At 67.6% G+C, this 14,020-nt stretch carries 16 protein-coding genes and 1 tRNA gene; 12 read left to right on the top strand and 5 right to left on the bottom strand.

What is annotated here, in order from left to right:
• Positions 1-67 precede the first annotated feature (67 nt).
• On the top strand, positions 68-370 hold the full coding sequence (locus KF780_05435; protein MBX3561237.1) for a HigA family addiction module antidote protein: 303 nt from the start codon (positions 68-70) through the stop codon (positions 368-370).
• A gap of 42 nt (positions 371-412) precedes the next feature.
• Here the strand turns inward: KF780_05435 and KF780_05430 are convergent, their stop codons facing one another.
• Genes KF780_05430 through sdhC form a run of 4 tightly spaced genes read right to left on the bottom strand, consistent with a single transcriptional unit; the run spans position 413 to position 3,634 of the window.
• Complete coding sequence (locus KF780_05430) at positions 413-1,000, bottom strand: hypothetical protein (GenBank protein MBX3561236.1); 588 nt, start codon at positions 998-1,000, stop codon at positions 413-415.
• Positions 997-2,799 (bottom strand): succinate dehydrogenase flavoprotein subunit, encoded by a 1,803-nt coding sequence (locus tag KF780_05425; protein ID MBX3561235.1) that lies wholly within the window; start codon positions 2,797-2,799, stop codon positions 997-999. Before KF780_05425 ends, KF780_05430 begins: the two co-directional genes overlap by 4 nt.
• Positions 2,799-3,185: a succinate dehydrogenase, hydrophobic membrane anchor protein gene (gene sdhD, locus KF780_05420; GenBank protein ID MBX3561234.1), complete on the bottom strand. Its 387-nt coding sequence runs from the start codon at positions 3,183-3,185 to the stop codon at positions 2,799-2,801. Before sdhD ends, KF780_05425 begins: the two co-directional genes overlap by 1 nt.
• Positions 3,182-3,634: a succinate dehydrogenase, cytochrome b556 subunit gene (gene sdhC, locus KF780_05415; GenBank protein ID MBX3561233.1), complete on the bottom strand. Its 453-nt coding sequence runs from the start codon at positions 3,632-3,634 to the stop codon at positions 3,182-3,184. The genes sdhD and sdhC overlap by 4 nt, the downstream gene beginning before the upstream one ends.
• A gap of 141 nt (positions 3,635-3,775) precedes the next feature.
• On the opposite strand from sdhC, the gene KF780_05410 reads away from it, so the two are divergent.
• The 5 genes from KF780_05410 (at position 3,776) to KF780_05390 (ending at position 9,175) form a co-directional block, all read left to right on the top strand.
• A complete protein-coding gene (locus KF780_05410; protein MBX3561232.1) occupies positions 3,776-5,128 on the top strand; it encodes a chemotaxis protein in 1,353 nt (450 codons plus the stop codon).
• Positions 5,129-5,171: 43 nt separating this feature from the next.
• A complete protein-coding gene (locus tag KF780_05405; protein MBX3561231.1) occupies positions 5,172-5,882 on the top strand; it encodes an SDR family oxidoreductase in 711 nt (236 codons plus the stop codon).
• Positions 5,872-6,786 carry a 50S ribosomal protein L11 methyltransferase gene (locus KF780_05400; protein MBX3561230.1) on the top strand — a complete coding sequence of 305 codons (915 nt, stop codon included), beginning with the start codon at positions 5,872-5,874 and terminating at the stop codon, positions 6,784-6,786. The genes KF780_05405 and KF780_05400 overlap by 11 nt, the downstream gene beginning before the upstream one ends.
• Before the next feature lie 66 nt (positions 6,787-6,852).
• Positions 6,853-8,517, top strand: coding sequence for a hypothetical protein (locus KF780_05395; protein MBX3561229.1), 1,665 nt, complete (start codon positions 6,853-6,855; stop codon positions 8,515-8,517).
• Between the two features lie 88 nt (positions 8,518-8,605).
• Positions 8,606-9,175 (top strand): toll/interleukin-1 receptor domain-containing protein, encoded by a 570-nt coding sequence (locus tag KF780_05390; protein ID MBX3561228.1) that lies wholly within the window; start codon positions 8,606-8,608, stop codon positions 9,173-9,175.
• A 12-nt stretch (positions 9,176-9,187) separates the two neighbouring features.
• On the opposite strand, the gene KF780_05385 is transcribed toward KF780_05390, so the two are convergent.
• Positions 9,188-9,264: transfer RNA gene (locus KF780_05385), tRNA-Pro, on the bottom strand.
• 120 nt (positions 9,265-9,384) lie between these two features.
• Between KF780_05385 and KF780_05380 the strand changes: the two genes are divergently transcribed.
• From KF780_05380 to KF780_05355, 6 genes are all read left to right on the top strand, one after another.
• Positions 9,385-9,849 (top strand): PaaI family thioesterase, encoded by a 465-nt coding sequence (locus KF780_05380; GenBank protein MBX3561227.1) that lies wholly within the window; start codon positions 9,385-9,387, stop codon positions 9,847-9,849.
• Positions 9,850-10,000: 151 nt separating this feature from the next.
• Positions 10,001-10,342 (top strand): preprotein translocase subunit YajC, encoded by a 342-nt coding sequence (yajC, locus tag KF780_05375; protein MBX3561226.1) that lies wholly within the window; start codon positions 10,001-10,003, stop codon positions 10,340-10,342.
• Positions 10,343-10,348: 6 nt separating this feature from the next.
• Positions 10,349-11,941: a protein translocase subunit SecD gene (gene secD / locus KF780_05370; protein MBX3561225.1), complete on the top strand. Its 1,593-nt coding sequence runs from the start codon at positions 10,349-10,351 to the stop codon at positions 11,939-11,941.
• Positions 11,942-11,950: 9 nt separating this feature from the next.
• Positions 11,951-12,928 (top strand): protein translocase subunit SecF, encoded by a 978-nt coding sequence (secF, locus tag KF780_05365; GenBank protein ID MBX3561224.1) that lies wholly within the window; start codon positions 11,951-11,953, stop codon positions 12,926-12,928.
• Complete coding sequence (locus tag KF780_05360) at positions 12,909-13,289, top strand: hypothetical protein (protein MBX3561223.1); 381 nt, start codon at positions 12,909-12,911, stop codon at positions 13,287-13,289. Before secF ends, KF780_05360 begins: the two co-directional genes overlap by 20 nt.
• An 82-nt stretch (positions 13,290-13,371) precedes the next feature.
• Positions 13,372-13,746, top strand: coding sequence for a hypothetical protein (locus KF780_05355; GenBank protein ID MBX3561222.1), 375 nt, complete (start codon positions 13,372-13,374; stop codon positions 13,744-13,746).
• Positions 13,747-14,020 lie beyond the last annotated feature (274 nt).

Raw genomic sequence — 14,020 nt, 5'->3', positions numbered from 1 at the left:
CGTGCATAATGCACGGTTCGTCGTCAAGCTCCTTCGACTACATGAAGATTTGGAGGGTGATTTTTGAATGACCATTCGCATGTCCCCCGCCTTCGCCGTCCACCCGGGCGCGTGGCTGCGCGGCGAGATCGTCGAGCCGCACCGCCTCAGCGTCACGGAGGCCGCCCGCCATCTCGGCGTGACGCGCCAGGCGATGAGCAACCTGCTCAATGCCCGCGCCGGCCTGTCGGCGGACATGGCGATCCGCTTCGAGAAGGCGTTCGGCGTGAAGGCGGATACCTTGCTGCGGATGCAGACGGCTTATGAACTGGCGCAGGCCCGGGCGCACGAGGAGGAGATACGGGTGGAGCGGTTCAGGAAAACGGCGTGAGCATCGACAATCTCAGTAACATTGCGCCTTCGGTGATGTGCTCTAAACTTCGAGAAGCAAGTATCGACCCCGCTCTAGCAAGCGGTTGTCAAGATCACGCCAAGCCCCAGATGCGACGTAGCGATGTTGGAGAATCACACAACTATCCTTCGCACCGGTTGGCTTACCGATAGTCCCAGAAAGCACGCCACCCGATGCGCGGAATAGATTGTGTATCGAACTACCCCGGCCGGAATCCCGCCAGAATGCGGCATCGGGCGTGGCCATCACGCAATAGCCGCTATTCGTCATTCCGGCGCGCTTGATGGCCTCCACGAATTCGAGGTCAGCGCAAAAAGAATACATCGTCTCCGGGTGCTGCCCGTTCAGCGGCACCTTCAGTTCGATAGCAACCTTGAAGCCGTCAACTTCCACGAGCAGATCGAGGTTAGTCTTGGCTCGCAACGTCGAACCCGCAAGACGCGGCGCGAACATCGGAACCTCAAAACGAACGCCCCAACCGCGTAACCGAAACCAGTAAGCCAATTCCAGCTGGAGCGCGCGTTCGTTTAAAAGCCGCCCGCATTCCTGAGGCGGAGACGCGAAGAATTTCCTTATCGCCTCGCCAACGGCGCGACCGTTGCCACTCAATAAACCCGCGCCTTCGGCTTGATATAGTCCACCTCGTCGGTGAGCGTATATTCGTGGACCGGACGGTAATCGAGCGTGACCTTGCCGCCCTGCCCGCCCCAGCCTTCGAACCAGGACGCGGTGTGCTTCATCCAGTTCTTGTCGTCGCGCTCGGGATAATCCTCGTGCGCGTGGGCGCCACGGCTTTCCTTGCGATTGAGCGCGCCGGCGATGGTGACGCTGGCCTGACTGATCAGATTGTCCAGCTCCAGCGTCTCGATGAGATCGGTGTTCCAGATCAGCGAGCGATCGGTGACGCTGAGGTCGTTCATCCGCTCATAGGTCTTGGCGAGCTTGTCCACGCCTTCGGCCAGCAACTCGTCGGTGCGGAACACGGCGCAATGCGTCTGCATGTTGCGCTGCATCTCGACGCGCACCTCGGCGGTCGGCGAGCCGCCGCTGGCGAAGCGGAACCTGTCGAGCCGGGCGAGCGCGAGATCGGCGCTGTCGGCGGGCAGCGGCGGCTTGGGACTGTTCGCCTTGATCGTCTCGGCGAGGCGCAGGCCCGCCGCGCGGCCGAACACGACCAGGTCGATCAGGCTGTTGGAGCCGAGCCGGTTGGCGCCGTGGACGGAGACGCAGGCCGCCTCGCCCACCGCGAACAGACCGGGGACAACGCTGTCCGGATCGCCGTCCTTGATCGTCACGACCTCGCCGTGGAAGTTGGTCGGGATGCCGCCCATATTGTAGTGCACGGTCGGCGTGACGGGCAGCGGCTGGCGGGTGAGATCGACGCCCGCGAACACCTTGCCCGATTCGGTGATGCCGGGGAGCCGCTCGGCCAGGATCTTCTCGTCGATATGATCGAGGTGGAGATAGATATGGTCCTTGTGCGGGCCGACGCCGCGCCCCTCGCGCATCTCCATCGCCATCGAACGGGAGACGACGTCGCGGCTGGCGAGATCCTTGGCGGACGGGGCATAGCGTTCCATGAACCGCTCGCCCTCGCTGTTGGTGAGATAGCCGCCCTCGCCCCGCGCGCCCTCGGTGATCAGCACGCCGGCGCCGTAGATGCCGGTCGGGTGGAACTGGACGAACTCCATGTCCTGCAAGGGGAGCCCGGCGCGCAGCACCATGCCGCCGCCGTCGCCGGTGCAGGTATGGGCGCTGGTCGCGGTGAAGTAGCAGCGGCCGTAGCCGCCGGTCGCCAGCACCACGGCCTGGGCGCGGAAGCGGTGGATGGTGCCGTCCTCCATGCACATGGCGACGACGCCCCGGCACGCGCCGTCCTCCATGATGAGGTCGAGCGCGAAATATTCGATGAAGAAATCGGCGTCGTAGCGCAGGCTCTGCTGGTAGAGCGCGTGCAGCATGGCGTGGCCGGTGCGGTCGGCCGCCGCGCAGGTGCGCTGGGCGGGCGGGCCTTCGCCCATATTCTGCATCATGCCGCCGAAGGCGCGCTGGTAGATGCGCCCCTCGTCGGTGCGGCTGAACGGCACGCCGAAATGCTCCAGCTCGTAGACGGCGGCCGGGGCCTCGCGGACCATATATTCGATCGCGTCCTGGTCGCCGAGCCAGTCGGAGCCCTTGACCGTGTCGTACATGTGCCAGGTCCAGTGGTCCGGACCCATATTGCCGAGCGACGCGGCAACGCCGCCCTGCGCGGCGACGGTGTGGCTGCGCGTCGGGAAGACCTTGGTGATGTTGGCGGTCTTCAGCCCCGCCTGCGCCGCGCCCATCGTGGCGCGCAGGCCGGAGCCGCCGGCGCCGACGACGACGACGTCGTAAGTGTGATCGATGATCTTGTAGGCCTCGGCCATTATGCGGCGCTCCCGGCGATGGCGATCTTGAGGATGGCGAACAGGGCGATGCCCGCGCCGAGCAGGCTGAGGAAGTTGATCAACGTCAGCCAGAACAGGCGCGCGCCGTCATGGACATAATCCTCGACGACGACGGCGAGGCCGAGCTTCAGGTGCCAGAAGGTCGAGACGACGAGCAGCGCCATCGGCACGCCGGCGAGCGGCGAGGCGAGCCATTCGACGACCGTCGTCCGATCGAGCGCAGGGAGGCGGATCAGCGAGACGATGAACCAGCCGAACAGCACCAGGGTCGAGACGGAGGTCAGCCGTTCCAGCCACCAATGATGCGCGCCGGAGCGAGCTGCGCCGAGGCCCCGCACCCGCTTCAGCGGGGTTTCCATGCTCATGCGCCCCTCCCGAACACGATCCAGCCCCACATCGCCGCGGTCAGCAGCAGCGCGCCGACGATCGTCGCGATCGACCAGAAACGGTTGGTCCTGAGCTCGTAGCCCGCGCCGGCGTCCATGACGAAGTGGCGCAGGCCCGACAGCAGATGCTGGAAGAAGGCCCAGACCAGGCCGACGCCGACCGCGACGCCCAGCGCATAAAGCAGCCAGTCGACCGCGCCCGCATTGTCGGCGGCGGCGGCGCCGGTCAGCCAGCCGATGAAGCCGGTGAAGGTCGCATAGGCCTCGGCCCCGCTCGCGGCGGCGGCCAGCCACCAGACCAGGATCGCCGATCCGATCACGGCCAGGCCGGAGCCGGTGACCCGGTGCAGGATCGAGACCAGCATGTGCGGTCCCCAGCGCCAGATGGTGAGATGCGGCGACAATGGCCGGGACGGATTTCGATGCATGAAGCGACGCTCCCCTTCGCTGGGGTCGCTTTTAGGCCGATAGGCGGACGTTGCAAGGCCGTGCCGCGCGCCGGAGCAATGGCTAACGCCATCTTAACCAATTCGCTTCTAACTGGGCGCGCGCAACGGTGCGTGAAGGGAATGCGAGACATGGTCGGCAATACGGGACAGCGGGACGAGATCGATCTGAAGGGGCGGGTCGCCTTGTTCGACACGCGCGGCGATCTGGCCGAGCTGTGCCGCGAAATCTGGGCGATCATCGAGCCCGACAAGCGCGCCGTGGCGCGCGCCTATTGGGAGCAATATGCCCGCGCGCCGGAAATCACCCGGGCGATCAACGCCGACAAGATGGAGGAGCTGACCACCCGCATCCTCCCCCATATCGAAGGCAAATATACCAATCTCGCCGATTCCACCTGGGCCAACCGGGTGCGCGATTATGTCGACGCCGCCGCCCGCGGCCAGGTCGCGCCCTCGACCCTTTATGCCGGCGTCGCCGCCTGCGCCGACAAGATCCAGGCGCTGCTCGATGTCGCGCTGGCCGATCAGCCGGAACAGCGCAACAAGCTGAGCAAGGCGCTGATCTGGCTGACCGCGATCGAGATCGACGTCTTCACGGCTTATTACGACCTGCTGCGCGACAAGGCGGAGCGCGAGCGCCGCAGCGCGCAGGGCAGCGACTTCAACAAGGAAATCGTCAGCGTCGTCGAAACGACCGCCAGCGGCAGCCGCAAGCTGCGCGATCAAGCGGCCGAAGCCAGCACCGCCGCGCGCGGCATGCTGGGCAAGACCAGCGAGGTCGCCGCCGCCGCCGAGCAATCCGCCGTCGCGATGCGCGAGGCGGCGCAGACCGCCGCCGGTCTCATCATGGCGATCGAGGAAGCCCGCAACGAGGTGGAGGTCGCCGCCGGCGTCGCCACCCGCGCCGGCGATCAGGCGCACGAAGCGGTCCAGGTAAGCCAGGCGCTCTCCGGCCATGTCGAGGCGATCGAATCGATCCTCGGCCTCATCCGCGACATTGCCGGCCAGACCAACCTGCTCGCGCTCAACGCAACGATCGAGGCGGCCCGTGCCGGCGATGCCGGCCGCGGCTTCGCCGTCGTCGCGCAAGAGGTGAAGAGCCTCGCCAGCCAGACCGCGCGCGCCACCGACGACATCACCGCGAAGATTTCCGCGATCCAGTCCGCGACGAAGCAGACCGTCGAGGCCAATGACTCGATCTCCTCCACTGTCGAGGAGGTTCAGGTCAGCGCCGATCGTATCCGCAAGGCGATGGAGATGCAGGCGCAGACCGTGACCATGATCACCGCCGCCGTCGATGAGACCGCGCTCGCCGCCGATTCGATGTCATCCACCATCGCCGCGATCCGCGCCGACACCGAAAGCGTCGCCGCGGAGATCGACGAAGTCGAGAAGAACTTCGCCGAAGTGAACGAGCAGATGGCCCGCTTCAAGGCGACCGCCGGCAAGTTCGTCCAGACCTTCGCAGCGTAAAACCGGACTTTCCCGAACCCCCATGCGCGCCTATCCAGCGCGCATGAGCGAACCACTTCACATCCTCGTCACCGGCAGCAGCCGGGGTATCGGCGCCGCGACCGTCAGGGCGCTCGCCAATCAACGCGTCCTCGGCCATTCCACGGCGGGCGGCGACGGACGCATCGCCGCCGACCTCGGCGATCCCCAGGGCGCCAGCGCCTTGTGGTGGGAGGCGATGGCGGCGCTCGACGGGCGGATCGACGTGCTGATCAACAATGCCGGCATCTTCGAGGCGGCGCCGATCGCGGCCGACGATCCCGAATGGGCGGCGGGGTGGGAGCGTACGATGCGGGTCAACCTCACTGCCGCCGGCGAGCTGTGCCGGCTCGCGGTGCTCCATTTCCGCCAGCGCGGGGAAGGCGGCCGGATCGTCAATGTCGCCAGCCGCGCCGGCTATCGCGGCGACAGTCCGGACCACTGGCATTATGCCGCGTCCAAGGGCGGCATGATCGCGATGACCAAGACCATCGCGCGCGCCTATGCCGCCGAAGGCATCTACGCCTTCACCGTCTGCCCCGGTTTCACCGTCACCGGAATGGTCGACGAGTATATCGCCAGCCGGGGCGGCATCGCGGCCTTGGGCGATCTGCCGATCGGCCGCCCGTCCACCGCCGACGAAGTGGCGGAAACGATCCGCTGGCTCGCCCTCGACGCCCCGCCGGCCGCGACCGGCTCGGCGATCGACGTGAACGGGGCCAGCTTTGTCAGATAGCTGGCGCGTCACCCTGCCCTGCACCAAGGCGGAGGCCGAGCTGCTGAAAGGGGACATCATCGCCTTCGCCCTGCTCGATGCGCCGCCGGTGCTGATGACCAGCGAGCCGGACCCGGCGCGGCCGGACGAGTGGCGGCTGGACGCCTATTTCGAGGCGAAGCCCGCCAAGGCCGATCTTGCCTTGCTCACGGGCCTCGTGCCCAGCGCCAGAAGCGTGAAGCCGGTCGTCGAACGAATTGCCGACGAGGATTGGGTGACGCTCAGCCAGGCCGGGCTGGAGCCGATCCGCGCCGGGCGCTTCTTCGTCCACACCCCGGCGCATCGCGGCGAGGTGCCGCCGGACGGCATCGCGTTCGAGATCGACGCCGGCCGCGCCTTCGGCACCGGCCATCACGAAACCACCGCCGGCTGCCTCGCCGCGCTCGATCGGCTGAAGCGTGGCGGCGCGAACTTCCAAAACACCGCCGACATCGGCACCGGCACCGGGCTGCTGGCCTATGCCGCGCTCCGGCTCTGGCCTGCCGCGCGCGCCATCGCCTCCGACATCGATCCGGTCGCGATCGAGGTCGCGGCGGACAATGCGCGGGTGAACCATATTCCGATCGGCCGGGCGCGCGGCCAGGTCGAGCTGGCGGTCGCGCCGGGCATGCGCCATTCCCGTCTCCTCGCCCGCGCACCCTACGACCTGCTCATCGCCAACATCCTTGCCGGGCCGCTGATCGAACTCGCACCCGATCTGGCCGGAGCGGTGGCGCCGGGCGGGCGGCTGATCCTCGCCGGCCTGCTCAAGGAACAGGCTCCGCGCGTCGCCGCCGCCTATCGCCGGCGGCGGATGATGCCCGTCGCGCGGATCGACAATGGCGACTGGGCGATCCTGACGATGCGCAAACGGCAAGGTGCCTGACGCAAGATTTTATCGGTTTTCGGCCGCGCTTTGGAACGTTAGGCTCCGGTCAAAAGAGGAGACGGCATGCTGCGTTTCATGATCCGCCGGAGCGCGCTGATCGGCGCGGCGCTTGCCGGCGCGGCGATTGCTCAACAGACAGCACCCGACGCAAGCCTGCGTTCGACCGAGACAGTCACCGCCGGCACCTGCCTGCCCGCCGAGCCGCTGGCCGAGGCCGCCGCCGCAACACCGCCGCCGGTGCTGGTCGAGGGGCTGGGCTATGTCGGGATCGCGCCGGACAGCGACATCGCCGAAGCGCGCACCTGGTTCGCGCAGGGCGTACAGCTGATCTGGGCGTTCGACGAAGCCGAGGCGATCCGTGCCTTCGCCGAGGCGCAACGAGCCGATCCGACTTGCGCTTTGTGCTTCTTCGGCGAGGCCTGGGCGCGTTCGCCGACGCTGAACCTGCAGCCGCGCACGCCCGAACTAGAAGCCGCCCGCGCCGCCGCCCGACGCGCGCTGGCGCTGGCCGAGGGGCTGTCGCCGCGCGACCGGGTGCTGATCGACGCGGCGGTGCTGCGCACCCGAGACGGCGAGGACTTCTCCAACCGGGCCTATGCCGATTTCCTCGACCGCGCGGCGCGGCGGATGCCGGACGACGACATGATCGCCGTGCTCGCCGCCGATGCGCATATGATCGCCGCCGAGCGCGGCGCGCGGCCCGCCCCGGCGGCACAGCGTTTGCTGGAACGCGTGCTGGCGCGCAATCCGGGCCATGGCGGCGCGATCCACCTCTACATCCACCTCACCGACTGGATCGACCGGCAGCATCTGGCCGTGCCTTATGCCGAACGCCTGGCCGCCATCGCGCCGGCGGCGAGCCATCTCGTCCACATGCCGTCCCACACCTTCTACGGCGTCGGGCGCTACGAGGAAGCGGCGGCGACCAATGTGGCGGCGATCGCCGCCGACCGCGCCTATATCGCGCGGGTGCGTCCGCCGGCCTCCGCCTATCGGACCGGGCTCGACCGCCACAATATGCATTTCACCATCCAGAGCGCGCTGATCCGCGGCGACGGCGCCACTGCGCTCGACATGGCCCGCCGCTATCGCGAGACGCATATGACCGGCGAGATCAGCCTATGGGCGCGGCTGATCGGCGGGGCCGCCTGGTATGCGGACGGACTGCATGGCGGGCCCGAGGACGTGCTCGCCGGCGATGTGCCGGAGCATGCTGCCGACAAGGCCTTTCGCCATTACGCGCGCGGTGAGATCCATGCGCGGCTCGGCGATGCGGGGCGCGTGGCGGAAGAGGCCGGGGCGATTGCCGCCTTGCTCGATGGCCCGGAGGCGAGCTTCGGGCCGGCGACGCCTCTGATCGAAATCCTGCGCCATGTCCTGGACGGGCGCGCGGCGATGGTCGCGGGGCGCTATGACGAGGCCGCCGCCGCCTATCGGCGCGGCATGCAGGCGCAACTCGCCATGGACGCCGGCAACGATCCGCCGCCCTTCTGGTATTCGGTGCGCCGCAGCCTTGGCGCCGCCCTGCTCGCCGGCGGCGATGCGCGCGGCGCGCGGCGCCAGCTCGAAGCCTCGCTTGCCCGTTGGCCCGACGATCCGCTGGCGCTCTATGCCCTGTCGCAGGCGGAGCAGGCCACCGGGCGAGCCGAGGCGGCGGCGCGCAATCTCGCCCGCGCCCGGGCGCTCTGGGCCGGAAACGTGACGGCGATCCCGCTCACTCGCATCTGATCCCATCTGCAGGCCGGGGCGCCACGCCGGGAAAGTTGGCCAGATGAGCGGGTTCGGGCTATCGGGGCGCGAAAGGGGGCCGCGTCCAATGTCGCACGATATCCTGATCTGTCATACGGCAACGGATGCAGGCGTCGCCGAAGCCGCCTGCACCGCGCTGGAGCGGGGCGGGCATCGCTGCTGGCTCGCCGCACGCGAATACCCGCAGAGCGTGGCACCTGATATCGCCGCGCTTGATGCGATCCGCGCCAGCCGTCTCGTGGTGCTCATCCTGTCGCGCACGAGTGTCAATTCACCCGCTTTGCGGGAGGTTGCCGAACGTGCCGCCAACGCCGGCCTGCCGCTCATGACGTTCCGGCTCTCCGACGCCGTGCCGACCGAGGCGCTCGCCGCCGCGATCGGCGCGGCCCACGAAATCGGGCCCGTCGCCGCACCGCTGGACTCGCATTTCGCCTATCTGGCCACGGCGGCGGACCGGCTGCTCGACGGCGAATCCGTGCGCGGCCGCTCGCTCACCATGCCACCCAGGCCGATGCCGCGCGCCAACCGGCAGTCAAATTGGCTGCCGATCGTGATCGCCGGCGCTATCGGCATCGCCGCGACGGCCGCCGTCGCGCTCTATGTCGCGGCCCCAGGCACATCCGACGCGGCGCCCTAGTGTCCAGGATCATGGTCGGGGCGACTGGATTCGAACCAGCGACCCCCACACCCCCAGTGTGATGCGCTACCAGGCTGCGCTACGCCCCGACCAGAGGCCGGGCATTTAGGCGGGCACCGCCGCGATGGCAAGCGCGGCGGCACGGCACGGGATTGACAGAAGCGCCGACCATACTAGTTTCGTTTCGAAACGAAGTTATGGAGCCGCGCATGAACTCTGGCATCGCCACCCCCGATCAGGTGCGGGACCTCGCCGGCATCGACATGCTGCGCGCGATGATCGCCGGCCGCCTGCCGGCGCCGCCGATTTCCGCGACGATGGGGTTTCGGCTGGTCGAGGTCGAGCCTGGCCGGGCGATGTTCGAAGGCATGCCGGGACCGCATCTGCTCAATCCGCTCGGCTCCGTCCATGGCGGTTATGCGCTGACGCTGATCGACAGCGCGGCGGGCTGCGCGCTGCATACCGAGCTGGGCGGGGGAATCGGCTACACGACGATCGAGACCAAGGTGAACTTCACCCGGCCGATCGACCCGGAGGGCGGCCCGATCCGCTGCGAAGGCCGCGTGCTCAGCCGCGGCCGCCAGATCGGCACGGCCGAGGCGTTTCTGCGATCGGCCACCGGCAAGCTGCTCGCGCACGGCACCTCGACGCTGATCATCTTTCCCTCCCGCTGACCGCCCCGGAGCCGGACGGCGCGACTGTGGCCAAGCGGTCACAGCAGGGGTCGGCGGCTTGCCTTGGCAATCGCCCCTCCCCATGATAGTCGCCTCGCGCTTTTGAAGGCGCGCGGCTTCTCGCGCGCGCTCCATTTCAGGTTAGGACAACATGTTCGAATCGCCAGCCTATGCCGCGACCGGCGGCGCCGCAGCCGGAGGAGGCGCCTCCTTCTTCGTGCAGATCTTCCCGCTCGTCCTCATCTTCATCATCTTCTATTTCCTGCTGATCCGGCCGCAGCAGAAGCGGATGAAGACGCACCAGGCGATGATCATGGCGGTGAAGCCGCGCGATACGGCTGTCACCAGCGGCGGCCTGATCGGCAAGGTCACCAAGGTCGACGAGAACGAGATCGAGCTGGAAGTCGCGACGGGCATGCGGGTGCGCGTCGTCAAATCGATGCTGAGCGACGTGCGGCCGCACGGGTCTAAGCCCGCCAACGACCAGGCCTGATTCCTCATGCTCGATTTTCCCCGCTGGAAGATCTGGGCGGTCACGCTTTCGCTCGTGATCGGCACCTGGTACGCGCTCCCTTCCTTCCTGCCTGAAACCGTCACCCGGCACATGCCGGCGATCCTGGTGCCGAAAATCAATCTCGGCCTCGATCTCGCCGGCGGCAGCCACCTGCTGCTCGAGGCGGATGTCAGCGACGTCGCCCGCCAGCGGCTGGAATCGATGGAAGAGATCATGCGGCGCGAGCTGCGCACCGCCAGCCCGCGCATCGAAATTTCCCAGCTTTCGACCGCCGACGAGCAATTGAGCTTCACGGTGCGCGACCCGGCCCAGGCCGGTGCGGCACGCGATATTGCGCGGCGCCAGAGCCAGCCCGCCGGCTTCGCCGGCCAGCCGGACTGGTCGGTCCAGTTGGTGGGCGAGCGCATCGTCATGCGCCCGACCCAGGCGGGGCTCAACCAGGCGGTCGATCAGGCGATGGAGGTCGCGCGCGACATCGTTGATCGGCGCATCAACGCGCTGGGCACGCTGGAGCCGACGATCATCCGCCAGGGCAGCAACCGGATCGTCGTCCAGGTGCCGGGCCTTCAGGACCCGGAGGCGCTCAAGGCGCTGATCGGGCGCACCGCACGGCTCGAGTTCAAGCTGGTCGACGGCAGCGCGACGCCGGAGCAGTTGGCCTCCGGTCGCGCGCCGGTGGGCAGCCAGATCCTGCCCTATCCGGACGCCGGCGAAGGCGGCCGCATCGCCGTCCAGCGCCGGGCGATGATCTCGGGCGACCAGATCATCGACGCGCAGCAGGGCTTCGATTCGCAGAACGGCTCCCCGGTCGTCACGATCCGTTTCGACGGCGCCGGCTCCCGCCGCTTCGCCCGGGTGACGCAGGAGAATGTGAACCGCCCGTTCGCGATCATCCTCGACAACATCGTCATCTCCGCGCCCAACATCAACGAGCCCATTCTGGGCGGCAGCGCGCAGATTTCCGGCGGCTTCACGGTCGAGACCGCCAACCAGCTCGCCATCTCGCTGCGCTCCGGCCGCCTGCCGGTCGCGCTGAACGTGGTCGAGGAGCGCACCGTCGGCCCCGATCTCGGTTACGATTCGATCCGGCTCGGCATCATCGCGCTGATCGTCGGGAGCAGCCTCGTGCTGCTCTACATGTTCGTCACCTATGGCCGGTTCGGCATCTTCGCGAACATCGCGATCTTCCTGAACGTGGCGATCATCCTGGGCGTCATGGCGCTGATGAACGCGACTTTGACATTGCCCGGCATCGCCGGCTTCGTGCTGACCGTCGGCGCCGCGGTGGACGCCAATGTCATCATCAACGAACGCATCCGCGAGGAGCAGCGACGAGGGCGCAACATCGTCCAGGCGGTCGAGCACGGTTATAACGAAGCGCGCTCCGCGATCTTCGACGCCAACATCACCAACGTGATCGCCGGCATGTTGCTCTTCTACTTCGGCTCGGGGCCGATCCGCGGCTTCGCGGTGGTGCTGATGATCGGCATCGTGACCTCGGTCTACACGGCCGTGACCGTCACCCGCATGTTCGCCTCGCTCTGGCTGCGCACGCGGCCGCGCGAACTGGTGCTGTGAGGTAAAGCCATGCGTCTGCTCAAGCTCGTTCCGGACAACACCAATCTCGATTTCCTGCGCTGGCGCGGGATCGCCTTCACGATCTCCGGCCTCTTGATCGCCGCCTCGATCGCCTTGCTGGTGGTCCGCGGCCTCAATTTCGGCATCGACTTCGAAGGCGGGCAGATGATCCGCGTGACCTTCGTCGAGGCGCCGCGCATCGACGAGCTGCGTCAGCGCATCGCCGACACCGGTCATCCCGAAGCCACCGTCCAGGAATTCGGCAGCCCGCGCGACATCTCGATCCGCATGGCTTTGCCCGACGGCGGCGAGGAAGCGGCGAATCAGGCGGCGAGCGACGTGCGCGAGGCGATCGAGACCAATTATCCGGGCGCGCGCATCGACGCGGTCGAAACCGTGTCCGGACAGGTGTCGGACGAGCTGGTGCGCGCCGGCGCGCTCGCCCTGCTCTTCGCGATGCTCGGCGTGTCGATCTACATCTGGTTCCGCTTCGAATGGCAGTTCGGCATCGCCTCGCTCTTCTCGCTGTTCCACGACGTCACGATCACCCTGGGCTTCCTCGCGCTGACCCAGCTCGAGTTCGACCTCAACGTGATCGCGGCGCTGCTGACGCTGATCGGCTATTCGCTGAACGACAATATCGTCATCTTCGACCGCATCCGCGAGAATCTGCGCAAATACCGCAAGATGGAGATGACCGCGCTCATCAACCTGTCGATCAACGAGACGCTGTCGCGCACCGTCGCCACCAACATGGCGATGCTGCTGGCGCTCGGCTCGCTCTTCTTCCTCGGGCCGGACGTGATCTTCAGCTTCAACGCGGCGCTGCTGATCAGCGTCATCGTCGGCGCCTATTCGACGATGTACGTGGCCTCGCCCTGGCTGATCTGGCTGAAAGTGACACCGGACAGCTTCCTGCCCAAGGATCCGGTCAGCCGCGCCCAGAAGGGCGCACGCAACGAAGGCTATGACGGCGCCCAGGTTTGAACGGACGCCAGCCGCGACGGGGCCGTGCGTCCGGGGCTTCGCTGGAAAGCTCCTGCGGATCGGCGACGAAAGATATGCCGGCGTTCTATTGACCCCGGAACGGGTCTTGCCCTGGTCGCCGCCGCCGCTCGACGCGCTCGGCGCGGCGGACGTCGCCCCGCTGCTCGCGCTCGCCCCGCCGCCGGAATTCCTGCTGCTCGGCACCGGTCCGGCAACGGTCTTTCCGCCCCGCGCCTTGGTCCTCGCGCTGGAGGTGCGGGGCATCGGCGTCGAGGCAATGGACAGCCGCGCGGCGGCGCGCGCATGGGGGCTGCTGCGCGGGGAAGGCCGCTGGATCGCCGCCGCCTTGATGCCGCTCTAGGATCACCGCGTCCGGTCGACTACAAGCGAAGGGTCCGGCGAGGATCGGGGGGCTCGCTTGAATCGACAGGGGGATCAAGGTCATGCGTCTCGCAATCGGCATCGGCTCCGTTTCCGTCATCGTTCTGCTCGCAGCTTGCGGCCCGGGCAGCGCGTTCGACAACAGCTTCCGCGAATCCTATCGCGAGAAGGCGGTTGAGGGCTGCGTCCAGGGCTCACGGGCCGCAGCCGCGCCCGCCGGCGTTGACTTCCAGCGGATCTGCGAATGTGCCGTCGACCGGCACATGACGGGCAAGAGCGCCCGCGACCTGATGAACGAAGGCGACGATGTCTCCCGCTCCGGCGCTCAGGACGCGACGATGCAGTGCATCCGCGAGATCGTCCCGGGGGCCGCGGCCATGGTGCCGGGCGGCAACGCCCCGCCGGTTGGCGACGGTGGCGCCAAGCCCGCCCCTTGAATCTTATCCACGATATCCCCGTTATCCACAGGCAGGATACGCAAGATTCCGCTTGGCGCGACTCGGGAAACCGAGTCAGCCTGCAACTTCGCGGTCAGGAATGATCGGCCGGCAACGGACGAGCAGGGCTGAAAGCGACCAGGGTGGAAATGGCGGAATTCCGCAAGGAAGAAAGCTGAAGAAGCGCTGGACGGGGAAGCGGAAAGAAGCGCGAGGCGAAAGCCGAACCCACTTTTCCAGCTGCTCCGGTGAACCGGAAGTCTTCGGACGGAAG

The organism is Sphingomonas sp. (genome assembly GCA_019635535.1).
In the GTDB taxonomy this organism is placed as follows: domain Bacteria; phylum Pseudomonadota; class Alphaproteobacteria; order Sphingomonadales; family Sphingomonadaceae; genus Allosphingosinicella.
This window is presented reverse-complemented; position numbering and strand designations above follow the sequence as displayed.

Bases quoted from the DNA above. Each gene is read 5' to 3' on its own strand.
- KF780_05425 (MBX3561235.1), bottom strand. From the start codon at position 2,799: ATGGCCGAGGCCTACAAGATCATCGATCACACTTACGACGTCGTCGTC.
- KF780_05380 (MBX3561227.1), top strand. From the start codon at position 9,385: ATGAACTCTGGCATCGCCACCCCCGATCAGGTGCGGGACCTCGCCGGC.
- KF780_05390 (MBX3561228.1), top strand. From the start codon at position 8,606: ATGTCGCACGATATCCTGATCTGTCATACGGCAACGGATGCAGGCGTC.
- sdhD (MBX3561234.1), bottom strand. From the start codon at position 3,185: ATGAGCATGGAAACCCCGCTGAAGCGGGTGCGGGGCCTCGGCGCAGCT.
- secD (MBX3561225.1), top strand. From the start codon at position 10,349: ATGCTCGATTTTCCCCGCTGGAAGATCTGGGCGGTCACGCTTTCGCTC.
- KF780_05410 (MBX3561232.1), top strand. From the start codon at position 3,776: ATGCGAGACATGGTCGGCAATACGGGACAGCGGGACGAGATCGATCTG.
- KF780_05405 (MBX3561231.1), top strand. From the start codon at position 5,172: ATGAGCGAACCACTTCACATCCTCGTCACCGGCAGCAGCCGGGGTATC.
- sdhC (MBX3561233.1), bottom strand. From the start codon at position 3,634: ATGCATCGAAATCCGTCCCGGCCATTGTCGCCGCATCTCACCATCTGG.
- KF780_05395 (MBX3561229.1), top strand. From the start codon at position 6,853: ATGCTGCGTTTCATGATCCGCCGGAGCGCGCTGATCGGCGCGGCGCTT.
- KF780_05435 (MBX3561237.1), top strand. From the start codon at position 68: ATGACCATTCGCATGTCCCCCGCCTTCGCCGTCCACCCGGGCGCGTGG.
- KF780_05355 (MBX3561222.1), top strand. From the start codon at position 13,372: ATGCGTCTCGCAATCGGCATCGGCTCCGTTTCCGTCATCGTTCTGCTC.
- KF780_05360 (MBX3561223.1), top strand. From the start codon at position 12,909: ATGACGGCGCCCAGGTTTGAACGGACGCCAGCCGCGACGGGGCCGTGC.
- secF (MBX3561224.1), top strand. From the start codon at position 11,951: ATGCGTCTGCTCAAGCTCGTTCCGGACAACACCAATCTCGATTTCCTG.
- yajC (MBX3561226.1), top strand. From the start codon at position 10,001: ATGTTCGAATCGCCAGCCTATGCCGCGACCGGCGGCGCCGCAGCCGGA.